Below are 19,312 nucleotides of genomic sequence, written 5' to 3'. Positions count from 1 at the left end.
GGATTCTACGCGCTTTCCCTTGCAATGACCTGACAGTCGAGCAGGTTCAGGCGTTCCACCTCGCCCTCCAGCGGCAGCACGCCGAGGGCCTGCAGCACGCGGGTGGCGGCGCGCTCGCCGATCTCCAGGGCCGGCGGGCGGATGGTGGTCAGGCTGGGCAGCAGCATCTCGGCGAAGGGGTAGTCGCCGAAGCCCATCACCGCGCAGTCCCCCGGCAGGTCCAGGCCCGCCCGTTGCGCGGCGAGCAGGCCACCGGCGGCGAGGTTGTCGTTGGCGAAGATGATCGCGTCCGGCCGCGGCGAGCGCTTCATCAGCGCCTCCATGGCCTGCTTGCCGGCCTCGAAGGGCGCCAGGCCGCCGCTGGGCACGAAGACCCAGGGCTCGAGGCCGGCCTCGCGCAGGGTGTCGGCATAACCGTCGCGGCGGTCCAGGGCGCTGAAGTCGCCAGCGGCGCTGTTCTGCACGAAGGCGATGCGCCGGTGGCCCTTGTCCAGCAGGTAGCAGGCGGCGGCGACGCCCACGTCGCGGTGGAGGAAGCCCACCTGCATCGGCGCGCGCTCGGGCTGGTAGTCCCAGACCTCGACGACCGGGATGTCCGCCTCGGCGAGCATCTTCTCGGTGCCGGGGCTGTGGAAGTGGCTGGTCACCACCAGGGCCGCCGGCGACCAGCCGAGGAAGGCGCGCACGGCGCTCTCTTCCTGTTCCTCGGAGAAGTAGCTGGAGGCCAGCAGCAGTTGGTAGCCGTGGCGCGCCAGGGTGTCGCTGAAGCCCTGGATGGTGTTGGCGAAGATCGGCCCAGAGATGTTGGGGATGACCATGCCGACGATGCGCCCGCGCGCCGAGGCGAGCCCGCCGGCCACCCGATTGGGCACGTAGCCCAGCTCGGCCACCGCCGCTTCGATGCGCCCGCGCAGCTCCTCGGAGACCTGCTCCGGCTGGTTGAAGTAGCGCGACACGGTGATGGCGGAAACGCCGACGCGCTCGGCCACGGCGCTGAGGGTGACGCGTCCTGCGCCTCGGCGCTTGCGGGGGCTGCTCATGAATTGTTCATCCTGAAAGGCATATAAAAGTAATTTTTAATTATTTGACGATCTATTGGCGTCGCTCTGATACTGGCGATGTTAGCGCTAACAAATACCGGCTGTCTGCCTTTTTGCTGCCACTCGCACGAGCGAGACCAGACCGCGACAGCCCACAAGGAGCCTGCAAGCAGCAGGCGCGTCTGGTCTCCGCAGGGCAGTGAAACGAGCATGAGCATCCATAACCATCCGGCCGCACCGTGCGGCCTTCGCAACACCCACGGCGGGCGCCGCAGCCCGCTGGCCATCGGCATCCTCCTGGCGGCGCTGGGGAGCGCCGTCGGGGCCGCCGAGAAAACCACCGGCGCCAGCGAGGACGGGCAGAAGGCCGCGCCGACCCTGAACACCGTGACCGTCACCGCCACCCGCCGCGAAGAGACGCTGCAGAAGGTGCCGGTGGCCGTCTCGGTGGTGGAGGGCGAGCAGCTGGAGCGCGACAACCGCAACGGCGTCTCCAGCATCGTCAGCCAGGTGCCGACCCTGAACTTCCGCGCCGGCGCCTCGAACAAGGACACCTCGCTGTTCATCCGCGGCGTGGGCACCATCTCCACCTCGCCGGGCGTCGAGCCCACCGTCGCCACCGTGGTCGACGGCGTGGTCTACGGCCGCCCCGGCCAGGCCACCCTGGACCTGCTCGACCTGGAGCGCATCGAAGTGCTGCGCGGCCCCCAGGGCACCCTGTTCGGCAAGAACGCCTCGGCCGGCGTGCTCAACATCGTCAGCAAGGAGGCACCGGAAGAGACCCACGGCTACGTCGACTACTCGCACTTCGGCGGCGGCAACGAGAACCGCCTGCGCTTCGGCATCGGCGGGCGCCTCAGCGACAGCCTCAAGGGCTCGCTGACCACCCTGCTGGGCGGCTACGACGGCAATGTCGAGAACGTGCACAACGGCCACGACGTCAACGGTTACGACCACAAGGGCGCGCGCGGCAAGCTGGAGTTCGAACCCAACGATGACTTCCGCTTCACCCTGATCGCCGACTACATGAAGAGCCGCGACGACATCGCCGCCGGCCCCATCACCAAGGTCACCAACGCCGGTTTCGCCAGCGCCCTGCTGCCGGTCACCGCCGACAGCGATTCGCGCAAGCTGAACAACGACCAGCGCACCTATGTCGACGACGTCAACCAGGGCCTGTCCGGCCAGTTCGACTGGCAGCTGGGCGACTACACCCTGACCTCCATCAGCGCCTGGCGCGGCTGGGAGAACACCCAGTTCCAGGACGGCGACCGCCTGGCGACCCTGCCGGTGGCGGCCTCCCACGACAAGGGCGAGGTGGATTACAACCAGTACTCCCAGGAGCTGCGCCTGGCCTCGCCCAAGGGCGAGTTCCTCGAATACGTCGCCGGTGCCTACGTCATGCACAGCAAGGCGGAGGAAACCTACCGCCGCCTGTCCATCACCGGTTCGGTGCCCAACACCGGTCGCGCCGACTACAGCGTGACCGGCGACAGCTACTCGCTGTTCGGCGAGAGCACCCTGAACTTTACCCAGGACCTGCGCGGCATCTTCGGCTTGCGCTGGACCCACGACGCGCTGGAGTACGACCACCGCCGGGTTTCCACCTCGCCCACCGCCGTGGCCGGCGTGCAGCCTTCCACCGCCAGCAGCGGCTCGGTGGACGAGGACGGCTGGTCCGGCCGCATCGGCCTGCAGTACGACCTCAGCGACGCCGTCACCGCCTACGCCACCTACTCCCGTGGCTACAAGGGGCCGGCCTACAACGTGTTCTTCAACATGCAGCCCCGTGACACCGGCGCGCTCAAGCCGGAGACCTCCGACTCCTACGAGGTGGGCCTCAAGGCCAGCGCCCTGGACGGCCGCGCCACCGCCAACCTGGCGGTGTTCCACACCGACTACGACGACTACCAGGCCAACTTCCCCGACCTGGTCGCCGGCACCGTGGTCACCCGCCTGATCAACGCCGGCGCGGTGAAGACCCAGGGCGTCGAGCTGGACTACGCCTTCCAGGCCACCCGTCAGCTCAAGCTTTCCGGCGCGATCGCCTACACCAAGGCGCGCATCGACAGCTTCCAGTGCCCGCCGGGCGCCGCCTCCAGCTGCAACGTCGACGGCTCGCCGCTGCCCTTCAGCCCGGACTGGAAGAGCTACGTGCGTGCCGACTACGTGATCCCGCTGGACAACGGCCTGGATATCGAACTGGCCACCGACTACAGCTGGCAGGACAAGGTGCAGTACAGCCTCGACCAGAACCCCGACACCATCCAGGGCGCCTACGGCATCTGGAACGCCAGCATCGCCCTGGCCGACTACAACCAGGGCTGGCGCGTCGCGCTGCTCGGCAAGAACCTCGCCGACAAGTCCTATTCGTCGCTGCTCGCCACCGGTACCGGCTACGTCTACCGCGTGGTGCCGCGCGATGACGAACGCTACTTCGGCGTGCAGCTGCGCAAGGACTTCTGACCCCCAAACCGCCTTGTGTGAACGGACTGCCGAGGCTCGCCCAGACGGGCCCGGCAGGACCTCCACGACATCACCAGGGAAAACCGACATGACCGCATCGCAACGCACACTCAGACTGGGCGCATTCCTCATGGCCACCGGGCACCACGTCGCCGCCTGGCGCCACCCGGACGTCCCCGCCGACACCCTCGATTTCGCCCAGTACAAGCACCTGGCGCGCATTGCCGAGGCGGCGAAGTTCGACGCCCTGTTCGTCGCCGACAGCGTCGCCGCGCCCACCGGCGAAATCGCCAGCCAGATGGCCCGCTCCACCTACTTCGAACCGCTGACCCTGCTCAGCGCCCTGGCCGCCGTCACCGAGCGCATCGGCCTGGTGAGCACCGTCACCACCAGCTACAACGAGCCGTACCACGTGGCGCGCAAGTTCGCCTCGCTGGACCATATCTCCGGGGGCCGTTCGGGCTGGAACCTGGTGACCTCCGACGCCGCCGCCGAGGCGCTCAACTTCAACCGCGACGCCCACCTGGGCCACGCCGAGCGCTACGCCCGCGCCCGGGAATTCCACCAGGTGGTTACCGGCCTGTGGGACAGCTGGGAAGACGATGCCTTCCTCCGCGACAAGGCCAGCGGCCAGTACTACGACCCGGCCAAGCTGCACGTGCTCGACCACCAGGGTGAGCATTTCCGCGTGCAAGGCCCGCTCAACGTCGCCCGCTCGCCCCAGGGCCGGCCGGTGGTGGTGCAGGCCGGCTCCTCGGAGACCGGTCGCGAACTGGCCGCCGAGACCGCCGACGTGGTGTTCACCGCGCAAACCTCCCTGGCCAAGGCCCAGGCCTTCTACGCCGATCTCAAGGGGCGCCTGGCGAAGTACGGCCGCCGCGAGGACGACCTGAAGATCATGCCCGGTGCCTTTGTCGTGGTCGGCGCCAGCGAGGCCGAGGCGAGGGAGAAGTTCGAGCGGTTCCAGGAACTGGTGGACCCCCGCGTCGGCGTCGCCCTGCTGGGCCGCATGCTCGGCAACTTCGACCTCTCCGAATACCCGCTGGACGGCCCGCTGCCCGAGCTGCCGCTGACCCAGGACGGCCAGCAGAGCCGGCAGAAGCTGCTCACCGAACTCGCCGGGCAGGAGAACCTCACCCTGGCCCAGCTGGGCCGGCGCATCGCCGGGGGGCGTGGCCACCACAGCCTGATCGGCACCCCGGCGCAGATCGCCGACGAGCTGCAGGCCTGGTTCGAAGGCCGCGCCGCCGATGGCTTCAACGTGCTGGTGCCGCACCTGCCCGCCGGGCTCGAGGACTTCGCCACCCGGGTGGTGCCGGAGCTGCAGCACCGCGGCCTGTTCCGCACCGATTACGAAGGCAGCACCTTGCGCGAACACCTCGGCCTGGCGCGGCCGGCGAACCGCTTCGCACGCCCTGCGTGAACAGTCACCGGGGCCCGCACACGCGTGGCCCCGCCAACCTCAAGTGAGCCCCCTATGACCTATATCGCCGCCCCCGACCGCTACGAACGCATCCCCTATCGCCGCGTCGGCCGCAGCGGGCTGGTGCTGCCGGCCCTGTCCCTGGGCCTGTGGCACAACTTCGGCGACGCCACGCCCATCGACACCCAGCGCGCGCTGTTGCGCACCGCCTTCGACCTGGGCATCAACCACTTCGACCTGGCCAACAACTACGGGCCGCCCTATGGCAGCGCCGAGATCAACTTCGGCCGCCTGCTGCAGGAAGATTTCCGCGCCCACCGCGACGAGCTGGTGATCTCCACCAAGGCCGGTTGGGACATGTGGCCAGGCCCCTACGGCCAGGGCGGCAGCTCGCGCAAATACCTGCTCTCCAGCCTCGACCAGAGCCTCGCGCGCCTGGGCCTGGACTATGTGGATATCTTCTACTCCCACCGCTTCGACCCGGACACGCCCCTGGAGGAAACCGCCGGCGCCCTGGCCAGCGCGGTGCAGCAGGGCAAGGCGCTGTACGTGGGCATCTCCTCCTACTCGGCGGGCAAGACCCGCGAGCTCGCCGCCCTGCTGCGCGAATGGAAGGTGCCGCTGCTGATCCACCAGCCGGCCTACAACCTGCTCAACCGCTGGGTGGAGAAGGACCTGCTGGCCACCACCGAGGAACTCGGCACCGGCGTCATCGCCTTCACCCCGCTGGCCCAAGGGCTGCTCACCGGCAAGTACCTCGGCGGCGTGCCGGAGGATGCGCGGGTCAACCGCCCCGGCGGCGCCTCGCTGCGCCCGGAGCACCTGTCCGAGGCCAACATCGCCCGGGTGCGTGCGCTCAACGAGATCGCCCAGCGCCGTGGCCAGAGCCTGGCCCAGTTGGCCCTGGCCTGGACCCTGCGCGACGCGCGGGTGACCTCGGCACTGATCGGCGCCAGCCGCCCGGAGCAGATCGTCGAGAACGTCGCCGCCCTCGACAACCTCGCCTTCAGCGCCGAGGAGTTGGCGGAGATCGATCGCCACGCCGTGGAAGGCGGCATCAACCTCTGGGAAAAACCCTCCACCGACTGGCAGGACTGACCATGCAACGACTTCGACTGGGCGCCGCGTTGCTGGCGCTGCTGGCCCTGGCACAAGGCGCCCTGGCCGACCCCGCGACCCTGCGCATCGGTTACCAGAAAGGCTCCGCCAGCCTGGTGCTGGCCAAGGAGCACGGCCTGCTGGAGCAGCGTTTTCCCGGCACCCGCGTGCAATGGATCGAGTTCCCCGCCGGCCCGCAGATGCTCGAGGCGCTCAATGTCGGCAGCCTGGATGTGGGCTCCACCGGCGACATCCCGCCGATCTTCGCCCAGGCCGCTGGCGCCGACCTGCTCTACGTCGGCGCCGAGCCGCCCAAGCCCCAGGCCGAGGTGATCCTGGTGCCCGAGGGCAGCCCGATCCACTCGGTGGCCGAGCTCAAGGGGCGCAAGGTGGCGTTCCAGAAAGGCTCCAGCGCCCACAACCTGCTGCTGCGCGCGCTCAAGGCGGCGGGCCTGTCCATGGCCGATATCCAGCCGCTGTTCCTTACCCCGGCCGACGCCCGCGCCGCCTTCGAGCAGGGCAGCGCGGATGCCTGGGCGATCTGGGACCCCTTCTACTCGGCGATGGAGCTGGAAGGCCACGCGCGCCTGCTGGCCAACGGCGAGGGGCTGGGGCTGACCGGGCCCTTCTACCTGGCCGCGCGCGATTACGCCGAGGGCGACCCGGCCTTCATCCACGCGCTGCTGGAGGAACTCACCCGCGCCGAAGCCCTGACCCGCGACGACCGCGAGGCGAGCATCGCCCTGCTGGCGAAGTTCATGGGCCTGCCCCCGGCGGTGATCGAGCGCAGCTTCCAGCACCGCCCGGCCTCGCCCATCGGCCCGGTGACCGACGAAATCGCCGCCGCCCAGCAGCGCACGGCGGACCTGTTCCTGGAGAACCGGCTGTTGCCCAGGCGGGTGGATGTCGGGAGTGCGGTGTGGCGGCCTTAGGGGGGCGAGGGCTGTGATGGGTTTCGCTGCGCTCTACACCACCCTACGGGTGGTTACGGATTGCCGGTGGCTGATCGGTGTGTAGGGTGGATGACGCTCTTTTCATCCACCAAGCGATGCCGCAGGGAACGGGCTTTCTGGTGGGAGATTCTATGTCAACCAGCCGTAGCGTCCCGGTGTCGGTACGGCTGTTGGCTGGTCATCAGGGCAAAGGCGATTCTGGCCAGTTTCCGGGCGAGGATCGTTAGGGCCTCGGTCTTCTTCAAACCCCGCTGCAAATAAGCTTGATAGCGTTCCTTCCAGGCGGCTGTGCGACTGGCGGCCATGGCGGCGTTATGCAGTAGCCGTCGTATCTCCGGATCCCCCTGCTTGGTCAGCTTGCGCCGGCCGATGTAGCGCCCCGACTCCCTGACCCGGACATCCAGCCCGAGGAAGGCGATGAATGCATCGCTACTGCGGAAGGTACCCCGCAGGAAGGCCAGGTTCAGCGCAGCAGCGGTGATCGGGCCAACCCCTTCGATCTCCTGGCAACGTTGTGCCTGCGCGCTCAAACCGGCCTCTTTCAGCGTGGATTGCAGCGCCCTGTTGAGTGTCCGCTCCAGGTCTTTCATCTGCTGCAGGACGGGCTTCAATGCCTCCGCCAGTTGGCGATCCTGGGCGAAGCTCAGGCGCAGAGCCGTCGTTACTCGCACCAGGGTGGCGCGACGGTGCAACAGGGCCTGCAGCTTGCGGTACAGGCGGCTCGGCGGCGCCCAGGGGTGCAACTGCTTCTGTTCATGAGCCAGGTAGCGGGCCAGCAGGCGGGCGTCGCTCAGGTCGTTCTTGACCCGGCCACCGATGCCTTTGCGGTAGTTGCTCAGGCGGTAACCATCGATCACGTAGACCCTGTGGCCACGTTTGTGCGCCAGCGTGGCGACGGCAACGTGGTAGGTGTTGGTGGCTTCGATGGCCAGGCTGCAACCTGCAGGCAGGCTCTTGAGCCAGGTGGCGATAGCGTGCGGCTCATTGATGAGCTCTCTGGCCTGCTCCAGATCTGCTCGATACAGACTCAGACTGTCTTTGGCGACATCGATACCGATTACGGTGCTCTGCATTGTCATGACGAACTCCCAGGGCCAAGATGGAATGACCTGTCGGGGGCTCACGATGGCGCAGGCTTGCAGATATGGTCGGTCTCGGGGGCGGACCTGAGCCGATGGATTCCTTATCGGCGCTTGCAGTGAGGTGAGGGGCGGGAGAAATCTCCCACGGTCTGGCTTGCAGAAGCGATTTCGCTCCCTCCGCCCCCCGACAGGTTCCACCCTAGGACATACAAGCGAATTTATTCGCGAAAGGCCCGAAGGGCCGCTTTTTCCTGCCAGCACGGTGCCGTGAAAAGGCGGGAGCGCGTTGCGCTCCATCGCGAATGAATTCGCTCCCACAGGGTTTCGCCTGCGAAGGTGAGAATCACCCCACCAGGAACTTGGCGAGGAATTGCCGGGTGCGTTCTTCCTTCGGCGCGCTGAACAGGGTCTTGGCGTCACCCTGTTCGACGATCACGCCCTTGTCGATGAAGATCGCGCGGTTGGCCACGTCGCGGGCGAAGCTCATCTCGTGGGTGACGATGACCATGGTGCGCTTCTCCTCGGCCAGGCCGCGGATGGTCGCCAGCACCTCGCCCACCAGCTCGGGGTCGAGGGCGGAGGTGGGTTCGTCGAAGAGGATCACGTCGGGTTCCATGGCCAGGGCGCGGGCGATGGCCACCCGTTGCTGCTGGCCGCCGGAGAGGCGCTTGGGGTAGGCGTCTTCCTTGCCCGCCAGGCCGACCTTGGCCAGCAGGGCGCGGGCCCGTTCGGTGGCGCGCTCGCGGGGTTCCTTCTTCACCACCACCGGGCCTTCGGTGATGTTCTCCAGCGCGGTGCGGTGGGGGAACAGGTTGAAGTTCTGGAACACGAAGCCCACGTGCTGGCGCAGCCGGCGGATCAGCGCCTGCTGGGGCTTCAGCGGCTTGCTGGCGTCGATCTCGATGTCACCTACGCGGATGCTGCCGCCGCTGGGTTCTTCCAGCAGGTTGAGGCAGCGCAGCAGGGTGGTCTTGCCCGAGCCGCTGGGGCCGATGATGGCCACCACCTCGCCCGGCTCGATGGTCAGGTCGATGCCCTTGAGCACCACCTGCTCCTTGAAGGACTTGGTCAGGTTACGGACGGTGATCATCAGGTGTCCTGTTCATGGCGGTTGACCCGCGCTTCGAGGCGGCTCTGGAAGTGCGACAGCACGCTGGCGAGTACCCAGTAGATCAGTGCGGCGGCCAGGTACATGGTGAAGATCTCGAAGGTGCGCGCGGTGATCAGCTGCGCCTGGCGGAACAGCTCCGGCACCTGGATGGTGGCGGCCAGCGCGGTGTCCTTGACCAGGGAGATGAAGCTGTTGCCCAGCGGCGGCAGGGCGGTGCGCGCGGCCTGCGGGAGGATGGCGCGGACCAGCGCCTGGCTGCGGCTCATGCCGATGCTGGCGGCGGCTTCCCACTGCCCGCGATCGATGGAGGCGATGGCGGCGCGGAGGATCTCCGAGGTGTAGGCGGCCATGTTCAGCGAGAAACCGATCAGTGCGGCGGGCAGCGGGTCGAGCTGGATGCCCAGTTGCGGCAGGCCGTAATAGATCATGAACAGCTGGACCAGCAGCGGGGTGCCGCGGAAGAACGATACGTAGATGCGCGAGGCCCAGCGCAGGGGGGCGAAGCCGTAGAGGCGGGCGAGCGCGAGGAGGAAGCCCAGCAGCAGTCCGAAGAACATGCCGCCGAGGCTCAGTACCACCGTGTAGACCGCACCCTTGAGAAGGAAGGGTGCGGAGTCCAGCGCCAGTTGCAGGCTGGTTTCGATCATTGGGTCACGTCAGCCTTGAACCATTTCTCGGAGATCGCCTTGAGGGTGCCATCGGCCTTCAGCTTGGCGATGGCCTTGTCGATGGCGGCGAGCAGTTCCGGGTCACCCTTGCGCAGGGCGATGCCGGACTCCTGGCGGGAGAAGGGGGCGCCGGCCACGGCCAGGCGGCCACCGGTCTTCTCGACCATTTCGAAGGCGGCCAGGCGGTCCACCAGGATGGCGTCGATGCGGCCGACGTTGAGGTCCTGGAACTTGGTGGGGTCGTCGTCGTAGGTGCGGATATCGGCCTTCGGCGCGTTTTCCTTCAGCCACTGCTCGTAGTTGGTGCCCAGGCCGACACCGACCTTCTTGCCGGCGAGGTCGGCAGCGCTCTTGATGCTGTCTTCGTTGCCCTTGCGCACTAGCGCCTGGATGCCGGAGACGGTGTAGGGGGTGGAGAAGTCGTACTTCTTCTTGCGCTCGTCGGAGATGGTCACCTGGTTGATCACCAGATCCAGGCGCTTGGATTCCAGGGCGGCGAGGATGCCGTCCCACTTGCTCGGCTGGAAGTCGACCTTCACGCCCAGCTCCTTGGCCAGGGCTTCGGCGAACTCGACTTCGAAGCCGGTGAGCTTGCCGCTCTCGTCCTGGAAGTTGAAGGGCGGGTAGGTGCCTTCCAGGCCGACCTTGACCGAGCCCTTGTCCTTGATCTGCTGCAGCAGTTCACCGGCCACGGCGCTGTTGCCGATGAAGCTGGCGCCGAGGGCCAGGCCCAGGGTGCCGATGAGGAATTGACGACGCAGGGTTGCGAATTTCATGGGTGAGCCTCACGAGACAGGTGGCGAAAGTGTGGCAATTCTGGGGATGTCGCTTTATTCAATAAAATAATAATAAGTTTGGTTTGCGGTCATTCTGGGAATAAGCAGCGCTCAGGCTCAGGCCCCCTGTGCGGGGTGGTAGGCGAAGAGCGCGGGCGAGCCGCCGGTGTGCAGGAAGATCACCGGGCCATTCCCCTCGAAGGCGCCGTTTTCCAGGCCATCGAGCAGGCCGGCGAAAGCCTTGCCAGTGTAGACGGGATCGAGCAGCAGCCCTTCGCTGGAGGCGACCTGGCGGATGGCGGCGAGGGTGCCGGCATTGGGCTCGCCGTAGCGCGGGGCGAAGTACTGGTCCCAGAGTTCCACGCGCAGGGCCGCGGGCAGCGGGGCGCCCAGCAGGTCGGCGGTGCGTTGCAGCAGCCCTTCCACCTTGGGCCGCTGGGTGGCATCGGGGCGCGACACCGTGACGCCCACCACCCGAGTGCCGGGCAGGGCGTGTTCCAGGGCCAGGGCGAGGCCGGCGTGGGTGCCGGCGCTGCCGGAGGCCAGCACCACGGCGGCGCCCTGCAGGCCGCTCGCCTTTATCTGCTCGGCCAGCTCCAGGCCGGCGCGTACGTAACCCAGGGCGCCCAGGGCGTTGGAGCCACCGATGGGCACCACGTAGGGGGTGCGGCCAGCGCCGCGCAGGCGCTCGGCAGCCTCGGCCAGCAGCTGGTCGGCGGTGTCGAGGTTGGGCACCAGCTGCACCTCGGTGCCGAACAGGTCCAGCAGCAGGCGGTTGCCGTTCTCCAGGTAGTTGCGGTCGGCGGTGCCGATGGGGTTTTCCAGCAGCGCCACGCAGCCCAGGCCCAGGCGCGCGGCGAGGGCGGCGGTCTGGCGCACGTGGTTGGACTGGATGGCGCCGGCGGTGACCAGCACGTCCGCGCCCTGGGCCAGCGCATCCTGGGCCAGGTATTCGAGCTTGCGCACCTTGTTGCCGCCGAGGGCGAAGGGGGTGATGTCGTCGCGCTTGACCCAGATGTCGCGGCCGACCCGGCGCGAGAGGTGTTCGAGCTTCTCCAGCGGGGTGGGCGCGGTGACCAGTTCGAGGCGGGGGAAGCGGGCGAGGGCGGCGGTGATCATGGCGGGACTTCGTGTTGCGGGAGTTGGGGCATCACTCTAGTGAGCGACAGCTTTGAGAGCAATTCTCAGAGGCGACATCCAGTGCGTGCGCAGGCGACCGGCCGGCCCTGGTGAGACCTGTGATTATGGAATATGAGAATAATAAAACGGTATTTGTTGGTTATAAGAATTCGCCGTAGTGTCGCTTCCAACCCGGCTACACCCAGACCGGGAAACCGACACGTCGCTCGCGGCTGATGATCCAGCCGGAGCCTGCCAACACCAAGGACCATCATGAAGAAGACCCTGCTCCTCACCGCCCTGGCCGCCGCCCTTTCCGCCTCCCTGGCCAGCGCCGCCGAGAAACTCACCGTCGCCGCCACCCCGGTGCCCCATGCCGAGATCCTCGAACTGATCAAGCCGCAGCTGGCGAAGGAAGGCGTGGATCTGGAAGTGAAGGTCTTCACCGATTACGTGCAGCCCAACCTGCAGGTGGACCAGAAGCACCTGGACGCCAACTACTTCCAGACCAAGCCCTACCTGGACAACTTCAACAGCGGCAAGGGCACCCACCTGGTCATCGTCAAGGGCGTGCACGTCGAGCCCTTCGGCGGTTACTCCAGCAAGTACAAATCCCTGAAGGAGCTGCCGGACGGCGCCACCATCGCCATCCCCAACGAAGGCAGCAACAGCGGCCGCGCCCTGCTCCTGCTGCAGAAATCCGGCCTGCTGAAACTCAAGGACCCGAGCAACGCCCTGGCGACCCCGAAGGACATCGCCGAGAACCCGCACAACTTCAAGTTCAAGGAACTGGAAGCGGCCCTGCTGCCGCGCGTGCTGGACCAGGTCGACCTGGCCCTGATCAACACCAACTACGCGCTGGAAGCCAAGCTCAACCCGTCCAAGGACGCGCTGGTGCTGGAAGACCGCACCTCGCCCTACGTGAACTACCTGGTCGCCCGCCCGGACAACAAGGACAGCGACGCCATCCAGAAACTCTCCGCCGCGCTGACCAGCCCTGAAGTCAAAGCCTTCATCGAGAAGAAGTACTCCGGCGCGGTAGTCCCGGCCTTCTGATCGACCCCAGAGCCACGATGGTGTGGGCACCGCCTGTGTCCACGCCTCTCCTCACGCCGACGAGTCTCGACTATCGTCGGCGTTCTTTTTTGTGGTGAGCGACAGGCCCGTGGGAGCGGATTCATCCGCGAATGCGTGCCGCAGGCGCGCCCTGCAAGGCCTGGGACCGCTGCGCGGTCCTTGGCGAATGAATTCGCCCCTACATCCCGCACGACTCCTCGGAGGCACCCATGCCCGAATCCAAACCCGGCCTTTCCACCCGCGCGGTGCACAGCGGCAACGACGTCGACCGCAAGATGGTCACCCGGCCCAAGAGCCTGCCGATCTACGAATCCTCGGTGTTCGTCTACGACAACCTGGAGCAGGTGGACGACTTCCTCGCCGGCAACCCCGACAACTACATGTACACGCGCATCGCCAACCCCAACCAGGCGGCCCTGGAGCACCTGGTGCGGGACTTGGAAGGTGGCGAGGCAGCGCTGTTCTCCGCCTCCGGCATGGCCGCGGTGAGCGCCGCGCTGCTGGGCCGGTTGAGTGCCGGTGACCACCTGATCGCCAGCCGCGAGCTGTACGGCACCACCCAGAGCCTGATCGAGAAGGAGCTGGCGCGCTTCGGCATCAGCGCCACCCTGGTGGAGATCAACGACCTGGCGGCGGTGGAAGCGGCCATCACCCCGGCGACGCGGATCATCTACACCGAGACCGCGTCCAACCCGCTGGTGCGGGTCAGCGACATCCCCGCCCTGGCCAGGCTGGCCAAGGCACGCGGGCTGAAGCTGCTGGTGGACAACACCTTCCTCTCGCCGGCGCTCTACAACCCCCTGGCCGCCGGTGCCGACCTGGTGCTGCACAGCACCACCAAGTACCTCAACGGCCACAGCGACGCCACCGGCGGCATCCTCGTCGGTGACGCCGAATGGGTCGCCCAGGCGCGGCGCTTCCAGATCAACGCCGGCGGCAGCGCCAGCCCCTTCGAGGCCTGGCTGACCTTCCGTGGCGCCAAGACCCTGGCCCTGCGCATGGGAGCCCACTCGGCCAACGCCCAGGCCCTGGCCGAAGCGCTGGAGGCCCACCCGAAGGTGGCACGGGTGTTTTATCCGGGCCTGCCCTCGCACCCGGACTTCGAACTGGCCCGCCGGCTGTTCCCCAATGGTGCCTCGGGCATGCTCGCCTTCACCCTCAAGGGCGGCCTGGCGGAGGTGGACGGCCTGATCCGTGCCCTGCGCAACACCGCCTTCGCCCCGTCCCTGGCCGGTGTCGCCAGCAGCATCACCCACCCCGGCAAGACCAGCCACCGCGCCCTCTCCCAGGATGCCCTGGCCGAGCTGGACATCCACGACGGCACCATCCGCGTGTCGGTGGGCATCGAGGATGCGGCGGACATCGTCGCCGACTTCGTGCAGGCGCTGGATAGCCTCTGACGAGGCGCGGAACGCGAACCTGTAGGGGCGAATTCATTGGCTCTGTGTGCGTTAAGTGTTGCTAGAGGATTTGAGCCCAGCTGATTGCCGAGCTCTGGTGATGTTTCTGGTTTCGCCCCCCCGGGCGAGTCCCTTTTTTCAGTCGCCAAAAAAGGAACCAAAAACGCTTGCCCCATCATCCGGCCCCGGCTTCGCCGGGGTTCCCTCACTCCATCGCCGCTCTGGGGGCCGGCGCGATGGGCCGTCCATGGCCTGGCGCGCCTCTCGCGGCATCCATGCCGCTCGTCCCCCGGCGCAACGACTGCGTTCGGCCTCCTGGAGGGGCGTTGGCGGCTGCTCCAACTTTCTTCGTCCAGCGCATCACCACGTGGTGCGCACGGACTTTCGTAGGATGGGTAGAGCGGAGCGAAACCCATGCGGTGGAGGTGGCACAAACCCTCGGGCGCCCGGAAAGCACCGTGCTTGAGCGCTTGCATTAAAACCACAACAGCTAACGCAGACAGAGCGAATTCATTCGCCCAGGGCGGCACAGCCGCCCCTTGGGAGCCAGGCAGGGCAGGCCTTCGGCCTGCTTGGCGACTGAAGTCGCCCCTACAAAAAGCGTGTTGGCCGGCTTCTATTCTTATTCGATAACGGTATTTCCGCTGCGGTCCTTATGCTCGCTATCCTCGCGCCATAACTTGTTATAACAAGTCAGGATCACGAGCGAACGACATGGCCGAACTGCTTCCCCTTTCCCCGGTGCCCCTCTACAGCCAGCTCAAGGAGCTGCTGCGCGGGCGCATCCTCGATGGCACCTATCCACCCCACAGCCGCATGCCCTCGGAAAGCGAGCTGGGCAAGGCCTTCGACGTCAGCCGCATCACCGTGCGCCAGGCGCTGGGCGACCTGCAGAAGGAAGGGCTGATCTTCAAGATCCACGGCAAGGGCACCTTCGTCGCCAAGCCCAAGGCCTTCCAGAACGTCTCCACCCTGCAGGGCCTGGCCGAGTCCATGACCCAGATGGGCTACGAGGTGCTCAACCGCCTGCGCAGCTTCAAGCAGGTGCCGGCCAGTGCGCTGGTGGCCGAGCGGCTGCAGGTGGAGGAGGGCAGCCCGGTGATCGAGATCAAGCGCGTGCGCCTGATCAACCGCGAGCCGGTGTCCCTGGAACTCACCTGGCTGCCCCTGGCGGTGGGCGAGAAGCTGGAGAAGGCCGACCTGGTCACCCGCGACATCTTCCTCATCCTCGAGAACGACTGCGGCATTCCCCTGGGCCACGCCGACCTGGCCATCGACGCCGTGCTCGCCGACAGCGACCTGACCCAGGCCCTGGAGGTGGAGGAGGGCTCGCCGATCATGCGCATCGAGCGCCTGACCCACACCGCCGATGGCGCGCCGCTGGACTTCGAACACCTCTACTACCGCGGCGATGCCTTCCAGTACCGCCTGCGCATCGACCGCCAGAAGGGAGCACAGGCATGAACACCCTGGAGCAGGAATACGACATCGTCGTCATCGGCGGCGGCACCGCCGGCCCCATGGCCGCGATCAAGGCCAAGGAGAAGAACCGCGAGCTGCGCGTGCTGCTGGTGGACAAGGCCAACGTCAAGCGCAGCGGCGCCATCAGCATGGGCATGGACGGCCTGAACAACGCCATCATCCCCGGCCACGCGACGCCCGAGCAGTACACCAAGGAAATCACCGTGGCCAACGACGGCATCGTCAACCAGGCCGCCGTCTACGCCTACGCCACCCACAGCTTCGCGACCATCGAGCAGCTGGACCGCTGGGGGGTGAAGTTCGAGAAGGACGAGACCGGCGACTACGCGGTGAAGAAGGTCCACCACATGGGCGCCTACGTGCTGCCGATGCCCGAGGGCCACGACATCAAGAAGGTGCTCTACCGCCAGCTCAAGCGTGCGCGGGTGAACATCACCAACCGCCTGGTCACCACCCGCGTGCTGCTGGATGAGGCGGGTGCCGCCTGCGGCGTGCTCGGCTTCGATTGCCGCAGCGGCGACTTCCAGGTGATCCGCGCCAAGGCGGTGATCCTCGCCTGCGGTGCCGCCGGGCGCCTGGGCCTGCCGTCCTCGGGCTACCTGATGGGCACCTACGAGAACCCCACCAATGCCGGCGACGGCTACGCCATGGCCTACCACGCCGGGGCGGAGCTGGCGAACCTCGAGTGCTTCCAGATCAACCCGCTGATCAAGGACTACAACGGCCCCGCCTGTGCCTACGTCACCGGCCCCCTGGGCGGCTACACGGCCAACAACAAGGGTGAACGCTTCATCGAGTGCGACTACTGGAGCGGCCAGATGATGTGGGAGTTCCACCAGGAGCTCGAAGGCGGCAACGGCCCGGTGTTCCTCAAGCTGGACCACCTGGCCGAGGAAACCATCCAGACCATCGAGGAGATCCTCCACAGCAACGAGCGCCCCAGCCGTGGCCAGTTCCACGCCGGCCGGGGCACCGACTACCGCCAGCAGATGGTGGAGATGCACATCTCCGAGATCGGCTTCTGCTCCGGCCACTCCGCCTCGGGCGTGTGGGTCAACGAGAAGGCCGAGACTTCGGTGAAGGGCCTCTACGCCGCCGGCGACATGGCCGCCGTGCCGCACAACTACATGCTCGGCGCCTTCACCTACGGCTGGTTCGCCGGCATCAACGCCGCCGACTACGTGGCCGGGCGTGATTTCGCCGCCGTCGACCCGGCCCAGGTGGAGCGCGAGCGCGAGCGGGTCTACGCGCCGCTGAACCGCGAGCACGGCCTGCCGCCGGCCCAGGTGGAGTACAAGCTGCGGCGCATGGTCAACGACTACCTGCAGCCGCCCAAGGTGACCAGGAAGATGGAGATCGGCCTGACCCGCTTCGCCGAGATCGAACGCGACCTCGGGCAGATGAAGGCCAACAACCCCCACGAGCTGATGCGTGCCATGGAAGTCAGCGTGATCCGCGATTGCGCCGAGATGGCCGCCCGCGCCTCGCTGTTCCGCGAGGAAAGCCGCTGGGGCCTCTACCACCACCGCGTCGACCACCCCGAGCGCAACGACGCCGAGTGGTTCTGCCACTGCCACCTGAAGAAGGGCGATGACGGCGCCATGACCAGCTTCAAGAAACCGGTGGAGCCCTACCTGATCGCCCTGGATGCGGAAGAACAAAGCGCCTACGACCGCCTGCGGGTGAAGACCGAAGCCGCGTAATCCGCGCTTTTCATTCAACCTACATCCCAAGAACACAGAGAGCCCCAAGGCTCCAAGGACCCGTGACATGGCCTTTCAACCCCAGGAAATCTTCTTCCGCAGCAGCGCGCCGGTGACGGTCGACGAAGACAAGTGCATCGCCCACAAGGGCTGCACCGTGTGCGTCGAGGTCTGCCCGATGGACCTGCTGGCCATCAACCCGGCGACCCAGAAGGCCTATATGGCCTTCGACGAGTGCTGGTACTGCATGCCCTGTGAGAAGGATTGCCCGACCGGCGCGGTGAAGGTGGAGATCCCCTACCTGCTGCGCTGATCCGTTTCACCCACAAGAACGACACCCGCCATCCGGCCCGCCGCCGGACGCCTTGCCTGCAAGACCCCTCGTTTCCCACCACCGACGATGTGGCGGAGACGACAACCCGACCAATGATTCGAGGGGAACCATGAGCCTACGTGCAACCATCGCCGGCCTCGCGCTGGCCGTTACCACCGCGTCCGCCTCCGCCGAGACCATCCGCATCGCCATCGGCACCCAGGACACCACCATCAACTGCGCCACCGGCGGCTTGCTGATCCGCGAGCTGGGCCTGCTGGAGAAGTACCTGCCCCACGACGGCACGTACAAGGACGCCCACTACGAGGTGGAGTGGAAGAACTTCACCAGCGGCGCGCCGCTGACCAACGAGATGGTCGCCGGCAAGCTGGATTTCGGCGCCATGGCCGACTTCCCCGGCTCCTTCAACGGCGTCGCCCACCTCGATGCCGGCAAGCGCAGCCTGTTCATCAGCGTGCTTTCGGGCAGCACCCGGGGCAGCGGCAACGGCATCGTGGTGCCGGCCTCATCCAGCGTGCAGTCCATCGCCGAGCTCAAGGGCAAGACCATCTCCGTGCCCTTCGCCTCCACCGCCCACGGCATGCTGCTGCGCGCCATCGCCGCCCAGGGCTGGGACCCGGAGAAGGACGTGCGCATCATCGCCCAGCCGCCGGAGATCGCCGGCTCCGCCCTGCGCAGCAACCGCATCGAGGCCCACGCCGACTTCGTGCCCTTCGCCGAGCTGTTCCCCAACCGTGGCTTCGCGCGGAAGATCTACGACGGCTCCCAGGCCGAGGCGCCGACCTTCCACGGCGCGCTGGTGGACGCCGCCTACGCCGAGAAGTACCCGGAAGTGGTCACCGCCTACCTGCGCGCCAGCCTGGAGGCCGACCGCCTGCTGGCCGCCGAGCCGGGGAAGTACAGCGAGCTGATCGAGAAGGTCACCGGCATCGAGGCCGAAGTGAACTACCTGTTCCACGGCCCCCTCGGCCTGCAGACCCGCGACCTCACCTGGAAGCCGGAATACCGCCAGGCGGTGGCCACCTCCATCGACACCCTCAAGCTGCTGAAGAAGACCGACCGCGGCCTGGACACCGGCACCTTCATCGATGACCGCTTCATCCGCGCGGCCTTCAAGGACGCCGGGCAGGACTACGACAAGGCGCTGAAGAACTACGCCCCGCTGCCGCTGGTGGCCAAGGACGCCGCCACCGGTAAGCCGATCACCGACTTCAAGCGCCTGGCGCAGATCTGGGTGCGCGGCGAAGACAAGGTGCGCCACTACGCCTCCCCGGAAGCGGCCCTGGCCGCCCTGGCGCAGCTGGAGCAGGAGGGCAAGGACATCCGCGCCATCTACGCCCAGGCCACCGACAGCGGCATCAAGCTGCTGGCCAACCAGGCCTGGTTCGTGCGCAACGACAAGGGCGAGCTTTCCGCCTTCCTGCTCAAGGACCAGGCCGAGCGTTACGCCCAGGCCAATGGCGGCACCGCGCTGGACTTCACCCGTGCCAACCAGAAGCAGGCCCTGGCCAGCCGCTGAATACGTAGGTCGGTGCTGAGCGGGGCCCTGCTGGGTCGCGCTCCGCTTGGCGCCAACCTGC

16 protein-coding genes are annotated in these 19,312 nt (G+C 67.1%); 10 read left to right on the top strand and 6 right to left on the bottom strand.

From position 1 onward, the window contains the following. Window positions 1-5: 5 nt before the first annotated feature. The gene (locus PI990_RS30250; RefSeq protein ID WP_271659366.1) at window positions 6-1,040 is read right to left on the bottom strand and encodes a LacI family DNA-binding transcriptional regulator; all 1,035 of its coding nucleotides are present in this window, start codon (window positions 1,038-1,040) and stop codon (window positions 6-8) included. A gap of 216 nt (window positions 1,041-1,256) precedes the next feature. Between PI990_RS30250 and PI990_RS30245 the strand changes: the two genes are divergently transcribed. The 4 genes from PI990_RS30245 (at window position 1,257) to PI990_RS30230 (ending at window position 6,959) form a co-directional block, all read left to right on the top strand. Continuing rightward, entirely contained in the window at window positions 1,257-3,506 is a 2,250-nt protein-coding gene (locus PI990_RS30245) for a TonB-dependent receptor (RefSeq protein WP_442969358.1), read from the top strand. Between the two features lie 88 nt (window positions 3,507-3,594). After that, window positions 3,595-4,929: an LLM class flavin-dependent oxidoreductase gene (locus PI990_RS30240; protein ID WP_271659364.1), complete on the top strand. Its 1,335-nt coding sequence runs from the start codon at window positions 3,595-3,597 to the stop codon at window positions 4,927-4,929. A 54-nt stretch (window positions 4,930-4,983) separates the two neighbouring features. Beyond that, window positions 4,984-6,027, top strand: coding sequence for an L-glyceraldehyde 3-phosphate reductase (mgrA, locus tag PI990_RS30235; RefSeq protein WP_043246657.1), 1,044 nt, complete (start codon window positions 4,984-4,986; stop codon window positions 6,025-6,027). A 2-nt stretch (window positions 6,028-6,029) separates the two neighbouring features. Continuing rightward, window positions 6,030-6,959, top strand: a complete 930-nt coding sequence (locus PI990_RS30230) for a sulfonate ABC transporter substrate-binding protein (protein ID WP_271659363.1) — start codon at window positions 6,030-6,032, stop codon at window positions 6,957-6,959. 155 nt (window positions 6,960-7,114) lie between these two features. On the opposite strand, the gene PI990_RS30225 is transcribed toward PI990_RS30230, so the two are convergent. From PI990_RS30225 to PI990_RS30205, 5 genes are all read right to left on the bottom strand, one after another. Then, entirely contained in the window at window positions 7,115-8,059 is a 945-nt protein-coding gene (locus PI990_RS30225) for a transposase (RefSeq protein ID WP_271658950.1), read from the bottom strand. A gap of 346 nt (window positions 8,060-8,405) precedes the next feature. Further along, window positions 8,406-9,152, bottom strand: a complete 747-nt coding sequence (gene tcyN, locus PI990_RS30220) for an L-cystine ABC transporter ATP-binding protein TcyN (RefSeq protein WP_021221756.1) — start codon at window positions 9,150-9,152, stop codon at window positions 8,406-8,408. After that, the gene (tcyL, locus tag PI990_RS30215) at window positions 9,152-9,820 is read right to left on the bottom strand and encodes a cystine ABC transporter permease (protein ID WP_021221755.1); all 669 of its coding nucleotides are present in this window, start codon (window positions 9,818-9,820) and stop codon (window positions 9,152-9,154) included. The genes tcyN and tcyL overlap by 1 nt, the downstream gene beginning before the upstream one ends. Then, on the bottom strand, window positions 9,817-10,617 hold the full coding sequence (gene tcyJ, locus PI990_RS30210; protein ID WP_021221754.1) for a cystine ABC transporter substrate-binding protein: 801 nt from the start codon (window positions 10,615-10,617) through the stop codon (window positions 9,817-9,819). The genes tcyL and tcyJ overlap by 4 nt, the downstream gene beginning before the upstream one ends. 117 nt (window positions 10,618-10,734) lie before the next feature. After that, on the bottom strand, window positions 10,735-11,736 hold the full coding sequence (locus PI990_RS30205) for a D-cysteine desulfhydrase (RefSeq protein WP_271659362.1): 1,002 nt from the start codon (window positions 11,734-11,736) through the stop codon (window positions 10,735-10,737). Between the two features lie 273 nt (window positions 11,737-12,009). Between PI990_RS30205 and PI990_RS30200 the strand changes: the two genes are divergently transcribed. The 6 genes from PI990_RS30200 to PI990_RS30175 all read left to right on the top strand — a co-directional run bounded on the left by PI990_RS30200 (window position 12,010) and on the right by PI990_RS30175 (window position 19,251). Next, window positions 12,010-12,792, top strand: coding sequence for a MetQ/NlpA family ABC transporter substrate-binding protein (locus PI990_RS30200; RefSeq protein ID WP_021221752.1), 783 nt, complete (start codon window positions 12,010-12,012; stop codon window positions 12,790-12,792). A gap of 230 nt (window positions 12,793-13,022) precedes the next feature. Then, complete coding sequence (locus PI990_RS30195; RefSeq protein ID WP_271659361.1) at window positions 13,023-14,213, top strand: trans-sulfuration enzyme family protein; 1,191 nt, start codon at window positions 13,023-13,025, stop codon at window positions 14,211-14,213. Window positions 14,214-14,927: 714 nt separating this feature from the next. Beyond that, window positions 14,928-15,677: a GntR family transcriptional regulator gene (locus PI990_RS30190; RefSeq protein ID WP_263401042.1), complete on the top strand. Its 750-nt coding sequence runs from the start codon at window positions 14,928-14,930 to the stop codon at window positions 15,675-15,677. Then, a complete protein-coding gene (locus PI990_RS30185; RefSeq protein WP_043240355.1) occupies window positions 15,674-17,398 on the top strand; it encodes a fumarate reductase/succinate dehydrogenase flavoprotein subunit in 1,725 nt (574 codons plus the stop codon). Before PI990_RS30190 ends, PI990_RS30185 begins: the two co-directional genes overlap by 4 nt. 67 nt (window positions 17,399-17,465) lie before the next feature. Continuing rightward, window positions 17,466-17,711 carry a 4Fe-4S dicluster domain-containing protein gene (locus PI990_RS30180; protein ID WP_021222829.1) on the top strand — a complete coding sequence of 82 codons (246 nt, stop codon included), beginning with the start codon at window positions 17,466-17,468 and terminating at the stop codon, window positions 17,709-17,711. A gap of 130 nt (window positions 17,712-17,841) precedes the next feature. Continuing rightward, window positions 17,842-19,251, top strand: a complete 1,410-nt coding sequence (locus PI990_RS30175; protein WP_271659360.1) for an ABC transporter substrate-binding protein — start codon at window positions 17,842-17,844, stop codon at window positions 19,249-19,251. The last annotated feature ends 61 nt before the right edge of the window (window positions 19,252-19,312 follow it).

It is taken from the genome of Pseudomonas sp. TUM22785, from assembly GCF_028198105.1.
Lineage (GTDB): Bacteria > Pseudomonadota > Gammaproteobacteria > Pseudomonadales > Pseudomonadaceae > Metapseudomonas > Metapseudomonas solani.
The sequence above is the reverse complement of the archived record's forward strand: the minus strand, read 5'-3'. Positions and strand labels throughout refer to the sequence as shown.